Source organism: Rhodococcus parequi (genome assembly GCF_046042785.1).
Lineage (GTDB): Bacteria > Actinomycetota > Actinomycetes > Mycobacteriales > Mycobacteriaceae > Prescottella > Prescottella parequi.
The window spans coordinates 675,400-691,705 of sequence record NZ_JBDLNV010000002.1; the positions used below are offsets into that span (position 1 = coordinate 675,400).

General features: G+C 69.5%; 15 protein-coding genes and 1 pseudogene. 7 read left to right on the forward strand and 9 right to left on the reverse strand.

The genetic code is table 11. The annotated features are described in order from the left end of the window. Position 1: 1 nt before the first annotated feature. On the forward strand, positions 2-733 hold the full coding sequence (locus ABEU20_RS07340; RefSeq protein ID WP_420163732.1) for an amino acid ABC transporter ATP-binding protein: 732 nt from the start codon (positions 2-4) through the stop codon (positions 731-733). 157 nt (positions 734-890) lie between these two features. After that, positions 891-1,946, forward strand: a complete 1,056-nt coding sequence (locus tag ABEU20_RS07345) for a beta-mannosidase (RefSeq protein ID WP_420163924.1) — start codon at positions 891-893, stop codon at positions 1,944-1,946. A gap of 107 nt (positions 1,947-2,053) precedes the next feature. Here ABEU20_RS07345 and ABEU20_RS07350 read toward each other — a convergent pair whose 3' ends face one another. Together ABEU20_RS07350 and ABEU20_RS07355 are read right to left on the reverse strand one after the other, a co-directional pair. After that, the gene (locus ABEU20_RS07350; RefSeq protein WP_420163733.1) at positions 2,054-3,565 is read right to left on the reverse strand and encodes a glycosyltransferase; all 1,512 of its coding nucleotides are present in this window, start codon (positions 3,563-3,565) and stop codon (positions 2,054-2,056) included. Continuing rightward, the gene (locus tag ABEU20_RS07355) at positions 3,562-5,130 is read right to left on the reverse strand and encodes a hypothetical protein (RefSeq protein WP_420163734.1); all 1,569 of its coding nucleotides are present in this window, start codon (positions 5,128-5,130) and stop codon (positions 3,562-3,564) included. The genes ABEU20_RS07350 and ABEU20_RS07355 overlap by 4 nt, the downstream gene beginning before the upstream one ends. A gap of 379 nt (positions 5,131-5,509) precedes the next feature. Here ABEU20_RS07355 and ABEU20_RS07360 point away from each other — a divergent pair, with 379 nt between their 5' ends. Both ABEU20_RS07360 and ABEU20_RS07365 read left to right on the forward strand, forming a co-directional pair. Continuing rightward, positions 5,510-7,471, forward strand: coding sequence for a hypothetical protein (locus ABEU20_RS07360; RefSeq protein WP_420163735.1), 1,962 nt, complete (start codon positions 5,510-5,512; stop codon positions 7,469-7,471). 134 nt (positions 7,472-7,605) lie between these two features. Beyond that, positions 7,606-9,210 carry an ABC transporter gene (locus tag ABEU20_RS07365; protein ID WP_420163925.1) on the forward strand — a complete coding sequence of 535 codons (1,605 nt, stop codon included), beginning with the start codon at positions 7,606-7,608 and terminating at the stop codon, positions 9,208-9,210. Between the two features lie 3 nt (positions 9,211-9,213). Here the strand turns inward: ABEU20_RS07365 and ABEU20_RS07370 are convergent. The 6 genes and pseudogenes from ABEU20_RS07370 to ABEU20_RS07395 all read right to left on the reverse strand — a co-directional run bounded on the left by ABEU20_RS07370 (position 9,214) and on the right by ABEU20_RS07395 (position 14,183). After that, positions 9,214-10,004, reverse strand: a pseudogene (locus ABEU20_RS07370) (SDR family NAD(P)-dependent oxidoreductase). Between the two features lie 10 nt (positions 10,005-10,014). Further along, positions 10,015-10,749, reverse strand: coding sequence for a glycoside hydrolase family 25 protein (locus ABEU20_RS07375; RefSeq protein ID WP_420163736.1), 735 nt, complete (start codon positions 10,747-10,749; stop codon positions 10,015-10,017). 96 nt (positions 10,750-10,845) lie between these two features. Further along, on the reverse strand, positions 10,846-12,183 hold the full coding sequence (gene ggh, locus ABEU20_RS07380; RefSeq protein ID WP_420163737.1) for a glucosylglycerate hydrolase: 1,338 nt from the start codon (positions 12,181-12,183) through the stop codon (positions 10,846-10,848). Positions 12,184-12,199: 16 nt separating this feature from the next. Further along, positions 12,200-13,225: a PHP domain-containing protein gene (locus ABEU20_RS07385; RefSeq protein ID WP_420163738.1), complete on the reverse strand. Its 1,026-nt coding sequence runs from the start codon at positions 13,223-13,225 to the stop codon at positions 12,200-12,202. Positions 13,226-13,262: 37 nt separating this feature from the next. Beyond that, on the reverse strand, positions 13,263-13,688 hold the full coding sequence (locus ABEU20_RS07390) for an organic hydroperoxide resistance protein (RefSeq protein WP_420163739.1): 426 nt from the start codon (positions 13,686-13,688) through the stop codon (positions 13,263-13,265). 48 nt (positions 13,689-13,736) lie between these two features. Next, positions 13,737-14,183 carry a MarR family winged helix-turn-helix transcriptional regulator gene (locus ABEU20_RS07395; protein WP_420163740.1) on the reverse strand — a complete coding sequence of 149 codons (447 nt, stop codon included), beginning with the start codon at positions 14,181-14,183 and terminating at the stop codon, positions 13,737-13,739. Between the two features lie 111 nt (positions 14,184-14,294). On the opposite strand from ABEU20_RS07395, the gene ABEU20_RS07400 reads away from it, so the two are divergent. Genes ABEU20_RS07400 through ABEU20_RS07410 form a run of 3 tightly spaced genes read left to right on the forward strand, consistent with a single transcriptional unit; the run spans position 14,295 to position 15,727 of the window. Continuing rightward, positions 14,295-14,654 (forward strand): hypothetical protein, encoded by a 360-nt coding sequence (locus tag ABEU20_RS07400; RefSeq protein ID WP_420163741.1) that lies wholly within the window; start codon positions 14,295-14,297, stop codon positions 14,652-14,654. A gap of 13 nt (positions 14,655-14,667) precedes the next feature. Beyond that, positions 14,668-15,021, forward strand: a complete 354-nt coding sequence (locus tag ABEU20_RS07405) for a hypothetical protein (RefSeq protein ID WP_420163742.1) — start codon at positions 14,668-14,670, stop codon at positions 15,019-15,021. A 22-nt stretch (positions 15,022-15,043) separates the two neighbouring features. Further along, positions 15,044-15,727 carry an SDR family oxidoreductase gene (locus ABEU20_RS07410; protein ID WP_420163743.1) on the forward strand — a complete coding sequence of 228 codons (684 nt, stop codon included), beginning with the start codon at positions 15,044-15,046 and terminating at the stop codon, positions 15,725-15,727. Positions 15,728-15,737: 10 nt separating this feature from the next. Here ABEU20_RS07410 and ABEU20_RS07415 read toward each other — a convergent pair whose 3' ends face one another. Further along, the gene (locus ABEU20_RS07415) at positions 15,738-16,265 is read right to left on the reverse strand and encodes a HutD family protein (RefSeq protein WP_420163744.1); all 528 of its coding nucleotides are present in this window, start codon (positions 16,263-16,265) and stop codon (positions 15,738-15,740) included. Between the last annotated feature and the right edge of the window lie 41 nt (positions 16,266-16,306).

Below are 16,306 nucleotides of genomic sequence, written 5' to 3' on the forward strand. Positions count from 1 at the left end.
CGTGGACGATTCCGTCTCCCTCACCGGCACCGGCCTGCACCTGGCCTTCGGGTCCAACAAGGTGCTGCGCGGCGTGGACGTGCACGTCGACGCCGGCAAGACCGTCACGGTGATCGGGCCGTCGGGTTCCGGGAAGTCGACGCTGCTCCGCGTACTCAATCGGCTGCACGAGCCCGACGCCGGCGACATCCTGCTCGACGGCCGGTCGGTGCTCGCGGACAACCCGGATCGGCTGCGGCAGCGGATCGGCATGGTGTTCCAGCACTTCAACCTCTTCCCGCACCGCACCGTCGCCGACAACATCGCGCTCGGCCCGCGCAAGCTGAAGAAGCTGTCGAAGGAGGCGGCCCGTCGGCTGGCGCTGGAACAGCTCGAGCTGGTGGGCCTGGCGCACAAGGCCGACTCCCGCCCGGGCAACCTGTCCGGCGGACAGCAGCAGCGGGTGGCGATCGCCCGGGCGCTGGCGATGCAACCGCAGGTGATGTTCTTCGACGAGGCGACGTCGGCGCTCGATCCGGAACTGGTCAAGGGCGTGCTGGCGCTCATGGCCGACCTGTCGACCACCGGTATGACGATGGTCGTGGTGACCCACGAGATGGGGTTCGCGCGCTCGGTGTCGGACTCGGTGCTGTTCATGGACCGCGGCGTGGTGGTCGAGTCGGGCGCTCCCGAGCAAATGTTCGACAACCCGGAGACACCGCGACTACAGACCTTTCTGTCCGAAGTTCTCTAGAGTGTGGCGCGAATGGGTCCCATACGCCGTGGATCGCCGGGGAGTCGGGGAGAGGCAATCGATCCATCCCGCGGCCACGCGTCGACGAAGCGAGGCAGTTCTGAAAACGACACCGAGATTGAGATGGTTGCTGGTAGCGGTGCTGTCGGTGGTGACGATGGCCAGTTGCGGCGCGGGCCTGGCCCCGCAAGCCCAGGCGCAGGGACGCGTCGAGGCCGCCTCGGACGGCCTGTACCTCGACGGTGAGAAATGGTGGCCGGCAGGCTTCAACGCCTACCAGCTGTCGACGAACTGGGGCATCAACCGTGGTTGCGGCGGGATGGTAAATCTGCCCGATTACTTCGAATCCCAACCGCCGCATTCGCTCACGCGGTTCAACGCCTTCCAGGAACTCGCGATCAACAAGTTCACGGGCGAACTGGACTTCACGGCCATGGACGCGGTGTTCGCCGAGGCGGAACGCACCGATCAGATGATCATCCCGGTGCTGTCCGCGCAGGACGGCGCGTGCGAGAGCGAGGAGTTCAAGGACCGCTCGTGGTACGTGGGCGGCTGGAAGACCGACGACGACAACGGCACCCGGCTCAGCTTCGAGGACTGGGTGCAGACCGCGGTGAGCCGCTGGAAGGATTCCCCGTCGGTCGCGGCGTGGGAGCTGGTGGGCGAACCGGATCCCGGTGAGTGTGTGAACGGGAACTGCGACTGGTGGGTGCGCACCTGCCCGACCGACGCCGCGCAGGTACTGCGCGACTTCATGGAGGAGGCCGGCGGCGAGATCAAGACGATCGCGCCGAAGCACCTGGTCACCGCGGGCCTGATCGGCGGCGGACAGTGCGGCACCGGGGGCGACGACTACCAGTTCGTCACCGAATCGGACAACGTCGACTTCGTGCAGTACCACGACTACGGCGCCGACGGCATCCCGCTGCCGGGTGACCAGTGGAACGGGCTGGCCCGTCGCATCGATCAGGCCGAGGCCGCCGGAAAGCCGTTGCTGGTGGCCGAGATCGGCGAGAACGCGGGGTCGTGCAAGACGCTGTCCGCGCGCGCGTCGAGCATCGGACAGAAGATCACCGGCCAGCGTGCTGCCGGCACCGCGGGCGCACTGCTGTGGGCGTTCGTCCCGGACCCGCGACTGAACGAGTGCACGATGGACGTCGGCGTCGACGATCCGCTCTTCCCCCTGATGGCCGGGTTCAACACCCTCGGCTGATCTCCCTCGCGTTTTGCGCACTTGTCGCGCCGGCCGAGGCCGGAAGTTCGCGACAAGTGCGCAAAACGCGGGAGGGGGGCGGAGGGATGTCAGGGGGGAGTCAGGGGTCAGGGGGTGGGCGACTCGACCGCGGGGGAGGACGGCGGGGCTGTGGGGGCCGCGGGGGACGGCGTCCCCAGGCCGTGGAAGGTCTTCTCCCAGTACGACGGATTGCGCAGCAACTGCCAGCAGCCCTTGGCGGCGGCGATGCTCATCATCAGCCAGTAGATCGGTACGGTGACGCACGCGAGCAACAGATGCGAGTTCCCGGTCTCGCGGCAGCCGACGATGTTCATGTAGATCGCGGCGGCGTTGCCGAACACCAGCGAGATCAGCGCACCGTAGTAGATGTACGGCGGGAACACGTCCGCCACGATCAGCGGCTGGCCGAGCAGCCACGTGAACGTGATGAACCAGAACACCAGGTTGAGGCACGCGATGATCGGCGTGCCGGCCAGCAGCAGCGTGAATCGGATGAAGCTGAGCGCACCGAGCGAGCGCCACGCGTCGAGCGGCCGTCGGGTGTGCACCAGCCACGACTGCAGATACCCCTTGTACCAACGGGATCGCTGCCGAATCCAGTTGATCGGATCGCTGTTGGCCTCCTCGATGGTCGTCGAGTCCAACACGGCCGTCGAGTAGCCGGACGCCGCGATCCGCACGCCCAGGTCGGCGTCCTCGGTGACGTTGTGCGGATCCCACGCACCGATCTCGTCGAGCACCCAGCGCTGCAGGTGATTGGACGTGCCGCCCAACGGGATCGGCGACTTGGTCTTCATCAGCCCGGGCAGCAGGAAGTTGAACCACACCGCGTACTCGGCGGTGAACCAGCCGGTGAGCAGGTTCTGCCGGCCGTTGTCGTAGGCGAGCTTCGCCTGTACGCAGGCGACGTCGTCGGGCTGACGCGCGAACGCGGCGACGACCCGGCGCAGCTGCAGCGGATCGGGCTTGTCCTCGGCGTCGTAGATGGTGACGATCTCACCGGTCGCGAAGTGCAGTCCGTAGTTGCACGCCTTGGGCTTGGTGCGGGGCTGCGCGGCGGGCACCAGGATCACCGTCACGATCTCGCCGCCCGGCACGGCGATCGCGTCCTTGGCCGCCTCCACCGTCCCGTGGTCGTCCTCCTCGAGCAGCAACAGCACCTGCAGCTTGTCCCGCGGGTACTCGAGCGCGGTCATGCCCGCGACGAGGTCGTAGATCACCTCGGTCTCGTCGTACGCGGGCACGAGGATCGTGTAGGTGGGCAGGTCGTCGTCCGGGATCGCCCGCGCGTCCTCGTCGGTGACGGTGACGATGGCTTCCCGGTCGAGCCCGCGGGCGAAGATGATCAGACGGTCGACCATGGTGGCGACGTACGCGATCGTGCACACCGCGATGAGCACCGTGAAGGTGCCGATCGGGACGAACACCGCGCAGACCACGACCAGCGCCGCCACCACGAGTGCGAGATTGCGCTGCCACGGCACGAACGCCACCGCGGCGGACGCGAGCGGGTGCCGCTCCCGCAGCCCGTCGACGGCGTCGTTCAATGCCGCGGCCTTGAACTCGTCGGTGACGGCCACCGAACGGTCGGCGCTCATGCCTCGTCCGCCTTCCACTGTGCGTCCACGAGTTCGGCACCCACGACGCCGAGCATGTCGCGATCCTTGTACTCGGAGTTGTCGTCGACGGTGACCGCGTTGCCGCGGATCAGCACGTTGAACGTGTTGGTGACGTCGGACGCCATCGACGGCGTCGGCTGCGGGAAGATCGCGTCCGGGCGATGATCGTCGACGGTGACCAGGTTGACCCGCTGGCTGATGTCACCGCGCGTCCACGTGAACGACAGCAGGCTCCACGTGAGCAGTGCCTCCTCGTCGACGATCGTCGAGAACTCGCCCTGCACACCGTGACCGAGGTCCACGGGCACGACGGGGCTGCGGCGGGCGTCCCTGAGGCGGTAGAGCGTGTCGGTGGGGTACACGGTGAGGGTCGCGGGGCGATGCGTGTCGAGCGTGTCGATGACGACGCGCCGCGGCCGCAACTTCGAATCCCAGTCCGCGTTCCCCTCGTCGGCCACGATCGTCTGCCGCACGAGCGTGGCGCGGCGCCCGAAGAAGCGGTCGGCCCAGTCGAACTCCTCGACGCCTTCCTGCGTCCAACCCGCCGGGACGGCGAGCTCCGAGCCCGACCCCGAGGGACCGTCGGCGACGACGGTGGCCGGGGGATCGGGCAGCGGCATGAGGGAGAGTACGAAGGCGACCGCGACGACGACCAGGCCGGAGCGGACCAGCCCGGTGCGGACGGCGGTGGGGCGCTGCGGGGCGACGGAGTACGCGGCACGCCGGTCGGTGAAGTAGTACCCGTGCTGCACGTACATGCCGATGCCGACCGTCACGGCCGCGACGCCGGCGGGCACGAACTGCACGACCGGGCGAGGCACGTCCGGGAAGACGAACCAGATGAACGCCAGCACCGCGAGGCCCACGGCGATCGTCGCGACTGCGCCCACGATGCCGCGTCGACGCGTCCGGCCGACCGCGATTCCGGTGGCGGCCGCCGCGAACACCGTCAGCACGACGCTCACGTGCTGCGACTGGCCGCCCAGCATCACCACCACCATGCGGTAGGGGAGGGGAGCGATGAGGAGGAGCATCAGCCAGACGGGCCAGAACCGGCCCACCGGCCGGAGCCCGAACAGCAGGACCGCGGCACCCATGACGAACAGCAGCCACGACAGCAGATCGATCCGCAGGACGCTGAACTGCGCCTCGTATCGGGGCAGCAGCAACCACTGGACGGCGACGGAGACCAGCAGGGCCATCCCGCCGACCAGGCTGTCGATCTGCCGGTCGTGGATGGGCAACTCACCGACGCGGCGGCGGGCGACGCCGATCGCCGCCACGGCGGCCAGGAACGGCATCACCAGGATGTAACCGAGGAAGTCGCCACCCCGGAGATCGTCGACGGTCCGGAGCACCGAGGGCCAGAAGGCAGCGAGCGAGCAACCGCCGATGAGCAGCCACCGCAACAAGATCGACGCGCTGGTGAACGGGGCCGGCGCCGAGGACTTCCCGCCGCCGGTCGACGGCGGCGCCGGGGCACCCTGGACGTCCTCGCCGTCGCCGACAGGGGAGGCATCGATGCCCGGAGTGGCATGCGTCATCGTGAATTTCCTCCCCGCGCGCTCGAACACATGTGCAGTCGAGACTATTTCGCAATCGTCGAGCGACGCGGTCTACACCGGACCGTTTGCAGTTCCATCTTGACTCATCCCGGCGGTGATCGAAGTGTTACACCGAGTGACAGGTGTCGCTCCGTGACCAACCTCTCCGAATCACACGGATGGAACTTCAACTTTTGAACCAGCGTTTGGTACAAACCCGTGATTGAATGGTCGCGACGAAGGTGAGCGCAACGTCCGTTCCCACGGGCCCTGCCTGCGCACAAGAAGTTTCGGATTCGGGTTCCTTCGTTCAGCCGACCGTCGTCGACCCACTCGACCGGATGCCGGCAGTACGTAGAGGACGATCTGGGGAGAGTTCATGGCAAGGACGGGGGCGCCCTCGCGCGCGCCGCGACGCAGGCTCGCAACGCTCGTGACGGGCACTCTCGTCGCGATCGCGGCGCTTCTGCCGGGAGCCGGTGCGGCATCGGCTCAGGACTCCGACGACACGACCGTCGGTACCGGACAGTCAGTTCCGTTCCCTGAACTGGGACGCCCCGCCGACCTGCAGTTCGTGTCGGACTCCGCGCCCGTGGCCGTCACCCTTCCGGTGCCGGACGGGCTGCAGGCCCGCCGTCTCACCGGAACTCTCACGACCCCAATGGACTTCCGCCAGGGGTGGCTCGAGGTCCGCTCCGACGGCCGCGTGGTCCAGCGCGTCGAGATCCCCGGCGCCAGCGAAGCGGGCATCCCGTTGTCGGTGCCGCTCGACGGCCTGCCGGTGACCGACCGGACCGTGAACCTGACGATCACGAGCCACTACATTCCCATCGACAACCGCTGCTACGACCGCAGCCAGTTCGCGCCGCTGACCGTGCGGGACGCGGCGGTGGACTACGCCGGCGCCGAGCGTCAGCCGGCGTCCCCGGCCGAGTTCCTGCCCCCGATTCTCCGGAAGCTGACGGTCTACGTCGCGGACCCGTCGTCGGCGGCCGAACAGAACGCGGCACTGACGTTGAGCACGGCCGTCGTCAACCACTACGGCAACCAGCCCACCCGCGTCGAGGTGGCGCAGGCTCCCGCCGGTGCCGGCGTACCGTCGGTGGCCCCGGCGCTGTTCGAACGTTCGATCGCCGTCGGCGGCGCCTCCGACGCGGGTATCGGGCTGGAGCCGACGCCGGCCGGTGCGCCGGTGCTGCGCATCACCGGCAACGAAACCGCGCTGTCGTCGCAGGTGGACCTGTTCGTCGCGAATCTCGACGGCTACGCGGCCGCGAGTCGCGCGATCGCGGCTGCCGAGGTGAAGGTGCCCGAGGTGGCCCAGGACGTGGTGACGCTCGAGCAGCTGAAGATCGGCTCGCTCTCGGCGTCCGGCCTCAACCGCATCGCGGTGCCGATCGAGGTCAACCAGACCCAGCTCGGCCGGCCGATCCGCGACCTGTCGGCACACCTGTTCGGCACCTACGTCCCGCTACCGCCGTCCCGCAGCGGCATCCTCACCGTGAGCCTCGGTGGGACCCAGCTGGCCAGCGCGCCGCTCGACTCGACGGGTAGGTTCGACGTCCGCGCCGACGTGCCGAACAACCTGCTGTCCCGATTCATGACGCTCACGGTGGCGCTCGACATCACGGGCGACTTCCAGTGCGGTACCAGCGACGCGTCGTCGCTCACCGTCGATCCGCGCAGCACCGTCTCCTCGCACCTCGCGACGCCACCGCTGCCCGGCGGGTTCGCGTCGCTGCCGCAGACGCTGCTGCCCACCGTCGACGTCGGCCTCGGCGACAACGACCTGGGCGACCTGCGCCGCGCCAACCAGCTGCTGGTCCAGATGCAGCACAGCAGCTATCTCCCGCTGCAGCCGCGCGTGCGACCGCTCACGGAGGCCGCCACCGACACGTTGCCGGCGATCCTGGTCGCCGCCGACGGCAATCTGCCGCAGTCGGTGCGGCAGCCCCTCGCCTCGGCCGATCCCGCGCTGCTCGCCCTGCAGGGTGTCGCCGGGACCACCCCGTACGGCACGCTGCAGGTGATCGAGGAGGGCAACCGCACGGTCGTGCTGGCGACGTCCAACGGCGAACCCCGGGACCTCGACGCACTGCTCGGCTGGCTCGACGCCGACCCCTCGCAGTTCCCGCGCCTCACCGGCGACGTCCTGATCGGTCCGCGTGACGCGCAACCGTTCACGATCGGGGTGAAGGTCACCGATGTCGCCGCACAGGCGGACTCGGAGGAGGACTCCGGTATCGGCGCCGGCGCGATCGTCGCGATCGTCGCGGGGACCGCGGTCCTCGCCGTGATCGTGGTCGGCGCGACAGTGTGGCTGCGCCGGCGCCGGTCGTGACCTCGACGACGGCCCTGCGTCCGGCGCCTTCCCAGGGGGGCACCGGACGTGAGACCCCACGCGTCCGCGTGCGGCGGAAGCCGTGGACGCTGTACGGGATTCTGTTCACCGCCTACGTCGCGGTGGGCGTATGGATGAACGTCGGTGTCGGCTTCATCTTCACCGATTCGCTCTCCCGGGTCGCAGCGGTCTCGGGTGTGCTGCTGAGCCGGGATCCGCACCTCGCGGCGATCGGATTCGTCTTCACACCGCTGACCGCGTTCGCGCAGTTGCCTCTCGGGTTCCTCGGGCACTGGTGGCCGGAGTTGCTGCGCTGGAACCTGACCGCGGTGGTGATGTCGGCCGCGTTCATGGCCGGCGCCGTCGTCCAGATCCGCGGAATCGCGCGCGACCGTGGCTGTTCGACGGTTCTGGTGGTGGTGCTCACCGCGCTGTTCGCGCTCAACCCCATGATCGTCATGTACGCGGCCAACGGCATGAGCGAGGCGCCGTTCGTGTTCTTCGTGTGCTGGGCCGTCCGCCGGCTCATGCGGTGGATGCGCAGCGACGGTGTGCACGACCTCATCGCAGCGGGCATCGCGCTGGCCCTCGCGTATCTCACCCGCTACGACGCGATCGCCCCGATGTTCGTCGCCGGTGCCCTCGTCGGCCTGGTCACCGTGATCCGCCATCGACCCACCGCGCAGTCGGCGCGGGGGGACCGGTGGTGGGCGGCCGCGGTCGAGGTGTCGATCGTCGTCGGGCCCGGGATCGCGGCCTTCGTCGCGTGGTCGTTCACGAGTTGGCTCATCACCGGCACCGCGTTCCAACAGTTCTCGTCGGTGTACGGCAACAGCGCGATCCTGGAACAGTCCGGCGGCGGCGCCACGACCACGGGCGTCGACCGGGCGGTGTTCTCGCTGACGGAGATGGCGGTCCTGGGGCCGGCGGTCCCGCTGTTGCTGATCGTCGCGGCGGTTCTCGCCTTCCGCCGGCGGGACGCCGAAATCCTGGTTCCGTTCACGATCTTCGGCGCGGTCCTCGGCACGCAGTCGCTGCTGTACCTGATGGATTCGACGTTCCCGTTCCTGCGCTTCTACATCACCATCATCCCGTTCGCGTTCGTCCTCGTCGTCCTGCTCGCACCGAGCCGGGCGCCCGTGATCTCGCACCGCCCAGGGCATTTCGCACCGAAGCCGCGACCGATCCCGGCGTATCCCGGCCCGTCACCGCTGGTCGCGTTCGCGGTGTGCCTGCTCGTCGGCTCGACCGCGGTGACGACCGTCGCGATGGGCAACGCCCGACTGGCTGCGCTCGAGCACTCCATCGCGAGCGCGATCGTCCCGGGCCGGCAGGATCCCGCCGAGCTGGCGATCCTGCGCACCTTCGGCGCCGAGCGGCGCATCGCGGACTACCTCGACCGCCTCGACCTGCCGGAGGGTTCGGTCCTGCTCGACACCGTCGAGGGTTTCGCGGTGGTGACGGCGTCGGCCAACCCCAGACAGTTCGTCATCACGTCGGACACCGACTTCGCCGAGATCCTCGACGACCCGGCCGGGAACGGCGTCCAGTACATCCTGGCCGTCCCGAACACCAAGCGCGGCGTCGCGGACGCCGTGAACCGCCGGTACCCCACGATGTTCGAGACCGGCTCGGGTGGCGTCGGCGCCCTTGTCCTCGAGATGCGCAACGACGGCGGCACCGAACCCGAGATGTGGCGGCTCTACCGGGTGACCGGTCAGCTCACCCCGGGTGGCTGAGAGTTACGCCTGATCGGGCGTGGCCGCACCGATCAGATCCGCGATCGACGGGTTGCGGCGCAGCGTCTGTCCGCCGCTGACGTGCAGCATCTGGCCGGTGACGAACCCGGATTCGTCGCCCGCCAGCCACGCCGCCACGTTCGCGACGTCCTCGGCGATACCGACCCGTCCGAGCGGGATCTCCCGCAGGTAGAGCGAACGAATCGGGGGATAGTTCAGTCCGCCGCCCGACATCGGGGCGTCCGCGACGCCGCCGGGAGCGATGGAGTTGGCGCGGACCCCCCGTTCCCGTATTCGTTGGCGATACACCGGATCACGTGGTCGATCCCGGCCTTGGTGCCCATGTAGGCGGCGTGGTTCTCGAACATGATCGACGCGGTGACCGAGGAGATCTGGATGATCGAACCACCGTTCGGCATGTTCGCGACCAGCCGCTGGAAGAACTGGAACGGCCCCGTGAACTGGACCGCCGCCATCCGCTCGAGATCCTCGCGTGTGGTCTCCTCGAAGGGGGCGAGCAGACCCCAACCGGTGGCGTTGACGCCCACGTCGATGTGCCCGAACAGGTTCCGGGCGTGTTCGACGAGCCGGTCCAGATCGGCTTCCGACGTGATGTCGCACTGCTGCCCCTGCGCGCCGATCTCGTCGGCGACCGCGGCGACCGCGTCCGGGCGCCGCCCCGCGACCAGCACGGCGGCACCGTCGTCGGCGTAGCGCCGGGCGATCGCGTGGCCCACGTTGCCGGGGGCCACGCCCAGCACGATTGCGGTCTTGCCGCTCAGCTTGTTCGTCATGTGCCGACGCTCAGCTTCCGAAGAAGTTGCGCGCGTACATGTTGAGGTCGCCCATCGCGCCGCTGTAGACGTTGAGGTCGATGGCGGCGTTTACGCCCGGGATCCGGCCGCTGTCGGTGTACTGCCAGAAGGCCCAGTTCTTCCACCCCCCGGGCAGCGCGCCCGGGTAGTTGCCGCCGTTGTAGTCGGCGATCCACAGCGGGTAGTTGGAGAACTCGGACGTATTCGCCATCGCGGTGCGCCAGAAGTTGGGGTACGTGTAGATGATCGGCTGACGGCCGGTGAGCGCCTGCACCGCGTTGAGATAGCGGCGCGTCCAGTCGATGAGCTGCGGCGCGGCGAGCCCGCCGGTGCTCTCGAGGTCCAGGACGGGCGGCAGGCCGCCGATCTGGTTGACCGCCAGGGCGTTCGCCGCGAAGAAGGCCGCCTGCGCCTCGGGCGACGCAGACGGATCCGCGTAGTGGTAGGCGCCGCGGGCCACGCCGGCGATCCGCATCGCGATGGAGTCCTGCGCAAAGTACGGGTTGGTGTAGAACAGCCCCTCGGTGGCCTTGACCAGACCGAATTCGTAGCCCGCGCCGCGCACCGCACCCCAGTTGATGGGCGCGCCGTTCGGATGCTGCCACGACGCCACGTCGACGCCCTGCGGCGCCGCCACTGCGACGGCGGGTGCCGCCAGGGTCACCGCCCCGGCAATGGCCAGTACGGCGGCACGCGACAGGGAGCGACGGCGGTTCCTCGGCATTGCCCGAGACTAGACGACTCCCTCACCGCGCGCGCCGATTCCGTGCCGATCACGCGTTTCTTACAGACAGTTCACAGCTTCGTCCGACGCGGTTCACTAGCCGAGCCAGTCCAGCACCGCCGCCGCGGTCCACGACTGCTGCATGCTGCCGAGCGGTTCCCCGGTGAACGGCTCGTAGTACTCGGCGAAACTGCCGTCGGCGGCCTGCCGGAGTCCCTCCGCGCGCAGCATCAGCGACCGCTCGGCCCACCCGCGTCGGGCGAACGCCCACGAGAACAACCACGTCATGACGGGCCACACCGGGCCACGCCAGTACTCGCGCGGCCTGAAGTCGCCCGACACCGGCGATGTGGACGGCGGCACCGCGTACCGCAGGTCGGGGTGCGTGCAGAAGCGTGGACCCTCGAACGTGTGCAGCAGGGCCCGCTCGGCCTGCCGGTCCAGGCCACCGCACAACAGGGGAGCGAACATCGCGATGGTGTCGGAGGAGATCCACCGCCCTGTCCGCAGGTCGAGGTCGCGGGCCGCGCCGGAGCGCGCGTCGGTGGTCGCCACGACGCCCTTGCGGAAGTGGTCGGCCCAGTAGTGCAGTTCGCGGACATCGGCGTTGGGGCGCGAGTGCTCCTCGCCGATGGTGGCGAGCACCTCGCACGCGAGAGCGAACACCGCGCTGACGAACACGTCCTCCACCGCGAAGCTCATCTTCTCCGGCAGCGCCTCGTCGTCGTAGCGGACGCTCTTCATCTCCTCGAGCAGCCACAGGTACCGGTCGTACTCGCCGTTGCTGGGTCGCTGCGAGGCATCGGTGACGACGGTGACGTCCTCGCGCCGATACGACGGCACGGGACCGGCAACGACGTTGGCGTACGGGGTATCCCAGCGGGGCGAATTGTCCATTCCGGACTCCCACCCGTGGAACAGGGTGATCCGCCCGTTGCCGTCGCGGTCCCGGGCCCGCGCGAGCCACCGGTGCCAACGCATCAGGTCGGGCCACCGGCGGTCCAGGAACTCCTCCGCGACCGCCCGGGTGCTGCGGCCGTGCCTCCGGGCGTGATCGAGGATCCGCTGCACCGCGATGGCATGGACGGGCGGCTGCGTGATGCCGGACGTGTCGACGCCGATGGGCGCGTACCCGGCCAGTTCCCGACACTGCCAGCGTGCGGGACCGGGGAAGTAGCCGTCGACCCCGTTGGCGAACACGATGTGCGGGATCATCCCGTTGCTCCACTGCGCCGACAGCAGCGTGTCGAGTTCGGTGACGGCGCGCTCGACGCTCAGCGGCGCCAACCCCACGGACACGAACGCCGCGTCCCAACTCCACATGTGCGGGTACAGGCGCGGCGCGGCGGTCGTCATGGTCCCCAGGTCGTTGCCGCGCAGCAGGTACGCGGCACGCGCCGCGAGCTGGGTGGGCGTGAATCCCGGGTCGATCATCGTCCCATTCTGCGACTCACCCGGCGAACGCGCGCGTCCAGGTGAGCAATTCGTCCGCCGGCCACGTATTGACGACGCGTTCGGCCTCGACCCCGCAGCGGATCGCCCGCTCGCAGCCCAGGCCCTGCCACGACAGCTGCCCGGGCGCGTGCGCGTCGGTGTCGATCGCGAACAGGCAGCCGATGTCGACGGCCAGGTCGATCAGCCGGCTCGGCGGATCGCGGCGTTCTGGGCGGCTGTTGATCTCCACCGCGACGTCGTGGTCGCGGCACGCCTCGAACACCTTCTCGGCGTCGAACGTCGATTCGGGACGGCCACCACGCGACCCCTCGACGAGCCGCCCGGTGCAGTGACCGAGCACGTTCACCCGCGGGTTCCGGACGGCACCGAGCATCCGCCGGGTCATCTCGTTCCGGTCGGCCCGCAGGTGCGAGTGGACGCTCGCCACCACGACGTCCAGTTCGGCCAACAGCTCGGGGTCCTGGTCGAGCGAACCGTCGTCGAGGATGTCGACCTCGATGCCGGTGAGGATCCGGAACGGCGCGAGTTCCCGGTTGAGGTCGCGCACCACCGTCAGCTGGGTGCGCAGCCGCTCCGCGGACAGGCCGTTCGCGATGGTCAGCCGCGGTGAGTGGTCGGTGAGCGCGCAGTACTCGTGTCCGAGCACCGCCGCGGTGCGCATCATCTCGTCGATGGGGCTGCCGCCGTCCGACCAGTCCGAGTGCACGTGCAGATCGCCGCGCAGCGCCGGCTGCAAATCGCCGCCGAATCCGATGGGTGCGGCGGCATCCCGAAGCTGTCGCAGGTAATCGGGCACCTCACCCGCTGCGGCCTGTTCGATGATCGCGGCGGTCTTCGCGCCCACCCCCGACAGCTCGGTCCACCCACGGGTCCGCTGACGGGCCCGACGCTGCTCGTCCGTCAGACCGGCCACGACGTCCGCGGCCCGCCGGTAAGCCTTCACCCGGTACGTGTCGGCGCGGTCGCGCTCGAGCCAGAACGCGACCTCCCGCAACGCCTCGACCGGCCCCGGATTCACCATGCCTCCATGGTGCCTCCGGGACCGGCGCACGGCACGACTATTCGTCGTCGGCCACGGTCAGGGTGACCTCGATGTTGCCGCGGGTGGCGTTCGAGTAGGGGCACACCTCGTGCGCCTTCTCGGTGAGCGCGAGCGCCTCGTCACGGTCCAGGTGCGGCAGCGAGACCTCGAGGGTCACGGCCAGGCCGAAGCCACCGGAACCGTTGGGGCCGATGCCGACCCGCGCACCCACGGCCGAATCCGTGACGTCGGCGCCGGCCTGCCGCGCGACCAGCTGGAGCGCGGAGTGGAAGCACGCGGCATACCCGGCCGCGAACAGCTGTTCGGGATTGGTGCCGTTGCCGCTGCCACCCATCTCCGTCGGGATGGCGAGCTCCAGATCGAGGCGTCCGTCGGACGTCCGGGCGCGGCCGTTGCGGCCCTCTCCGGTGGCCAGTGCTTCTGCGGTGTAGACGATGTTCACGGTGCCTCTTCTCGGTTGTCGGGCAGGGGAATCAGGGGGGCGGGGGAATCAGGGAACGCCGAACTCGGTGGCGTGCAGATTGCGGCCGACGGCCAGCAGGACGTCGCGCAACCGTTCGAGATCCGGCCCACCGAGGCCGGTGGCCCGGGCGAGCCGGGCCGGGATGTCGGACGCGCGTTCACGCAGGGCCGTCCCGGCATCGGTGAGCACGACGGTGACGCGCCGCTCGTCGCCGCCCAGCCGTCGCCGCTCCAGGAGACCGGCGGACTCGAGGCGCTTGAGCAGCGGGGACAGCGTTCCGGTGTCGAGTTGGAGCGCGTGACAGATCTCCTGGACGCCCCGGCCGTCGCGCTCCCACAGCACCAGCATCACGAGGTACTGCGGGTAGGTGATGCCCAGGTCGGCGAGCAGCGTCCGGTAGGCCGCGGTGGTGGCGCGGGACGCCGAATACAGCGCGAAGCACACCTGCCGGTCCAGTGCGAGGTCGTCGGTCACCTCACAAATGTAGACCACAACAATATTGTGCACAACCTACCTCTGCAGATGCCGTGTGCCGGTGCCATGCTGGAGAAAGGGCTGCCGAGGACATGCACGGAAGGCAGAGCCATGAGTCAGCAGACGATCGAACACCAGGGGTGGATGGTCGCGGCAGCGGCCGCCGCGACCGTCGCGTCGGGGCTGCTCGGAGTCGCCGTCGCCGGAGGCGACGACGAGGTCGAATCGAACCCCGCGACGCTCACCACCGAGGAGGAGGGCACCGACTCGCCGGAGGACCCGAGCGGTCTCGAGCAGACCAACTCCTTCGGCTACATCCCCGAACACGAGACGACCCTCGAGACCGATCCCATCGAACCCGAAGGTGGCGGCATCGAGGACGACCCGTTCGAGCTCGGTGGCGGGCGCATGGCTCCGGCCGTCGTCGTTCCGGTGCCCGCAGACGCGACCCTCACCACGCCGGCAGGATGAACGGAGGCGACCCATGACCCCGACGAACCACTCACCGCTTCCCCGGTTGATCGCCGTCGGCGCCGTCGCCGCGCTCGCGGCCCTGTCCCTCGGGCTGACGGGTTGCGACCGGACCTCCGAGGCGGTCAACCACGGCTACCCCCAGGAACAGACGTCGACCAGCGACGAAACCGGTCTGCAGCAGACCAATTCCTTCGGATACATCCCCGAACACGAGACGACGCTGCCGACCAACGGAAACGGGCCGGGCGCCCCGGGGCCGTTCAACGACAACCCGTTCGACAACCCCGGTCCGCCTCTGCCGGGCGGCCCCGGTCTCCCGGCGCGAGGCGCGGTGCAGCCGACACTCACGACTCCGGCCGGATGATCATCGGTCTAGTGTCGGGGGCATGGTCTCCCAGCATCCGACAGCCCTGATCACCGGCGGCAGTCGCGGTCTCGGTGCCGCGATCGCCCGCGAACTCGCCCCCTCCCACCAGCTGATCCTCGGCGGTCGCAGCGCCGAATCGCTCGAGCAGATCGTGGGCGAGCTGGGGGCGGCGCCGTGGCCGGTCGACCTGACGGACCACGCAGCCGTCGCGGACGCCGTCGCCGACATCGACCGGCTCGAGGTGCTCGTCCACAACGCCGGCGTCGCCGAACTCGGGACGATCGAGGAGACGTCGGCCGACGCGTGGCGGCGGACGTTCGAGGCCAACGTCGTCGCCGTCGCGGAACTGACACGGCTGCTGCTGCCGGCGCTGCGCGCCGCCAACGGGCACGTGGTGCTCGTCAACTCGGGTGCCGGGCTGCGCGCGAACGCCGGCTGGGGCGCTTATGCCGCAAGCAAATTCGCGCTACGCGCGTTCGGCGACGCGCTGCGCCTCGAGGAACCGGCGCTGCGGGTCACCTCGATCCATCCCGGGCGCATCGACACCGACATGCAGCGCGCGATCGTCGCGTCCGAGGGCGGCGAGTACGACGCCGACGCCTTCCTCACCCCCGAGACGGTGGCGCGGGCGGTCCGCAGCGCCGTCGAGACGCCGCGGGACGCCCACCCCACCGAGATCGTGCTGCGCCCCGTACCCCGTTGACGGTGTCCCGTCAGGGACGGTCGAGAGTCGTGATGGTGACGACCGCGCAGGGCCCGGCCGTCTCGGCGGCATCGACGCACCCGGGCGGGAGCAGCACCGCGTCCTCCGTCGCAGGATCGACGAGAACCACCAGCGCCGCGGGATCGACGTCTCGTGGCGGTTCACCGAAATGCATCGTCGCCGTGGCGTGGCCACGCCGGACCATGACGTTCAATGCGCGGGTGGGTCTGTCCACGCGGCACGCCGGCGCCCATTCGCCGGGGAACTCGATCGTTTCGAGCGGCGCGACGACGTGGTGCACGGCGTCCGCGCCCGTCAGCTCGATCGAGACCTCGCCGATCGGCATGAACAGGCGGTCGTGGTCGTCGATCACCGAAAAGGTCGAGGACGTCGGCTCGTCCGCGATGCTCACCCGCCACAGCTCGGTCTCGGCGACCACCTGCGTGGTGCCCTGGCCGTTGCGCCACCGCACCGATTCGCGGTCGTCTCGGGTGGTCCGGAGCGCGGGGGCCCCGGGCGAGTACGGTCCGTCGTTCACAGTTCCTCCGCTGCCATCGCCCACCATTGCCTGTCCAGTCT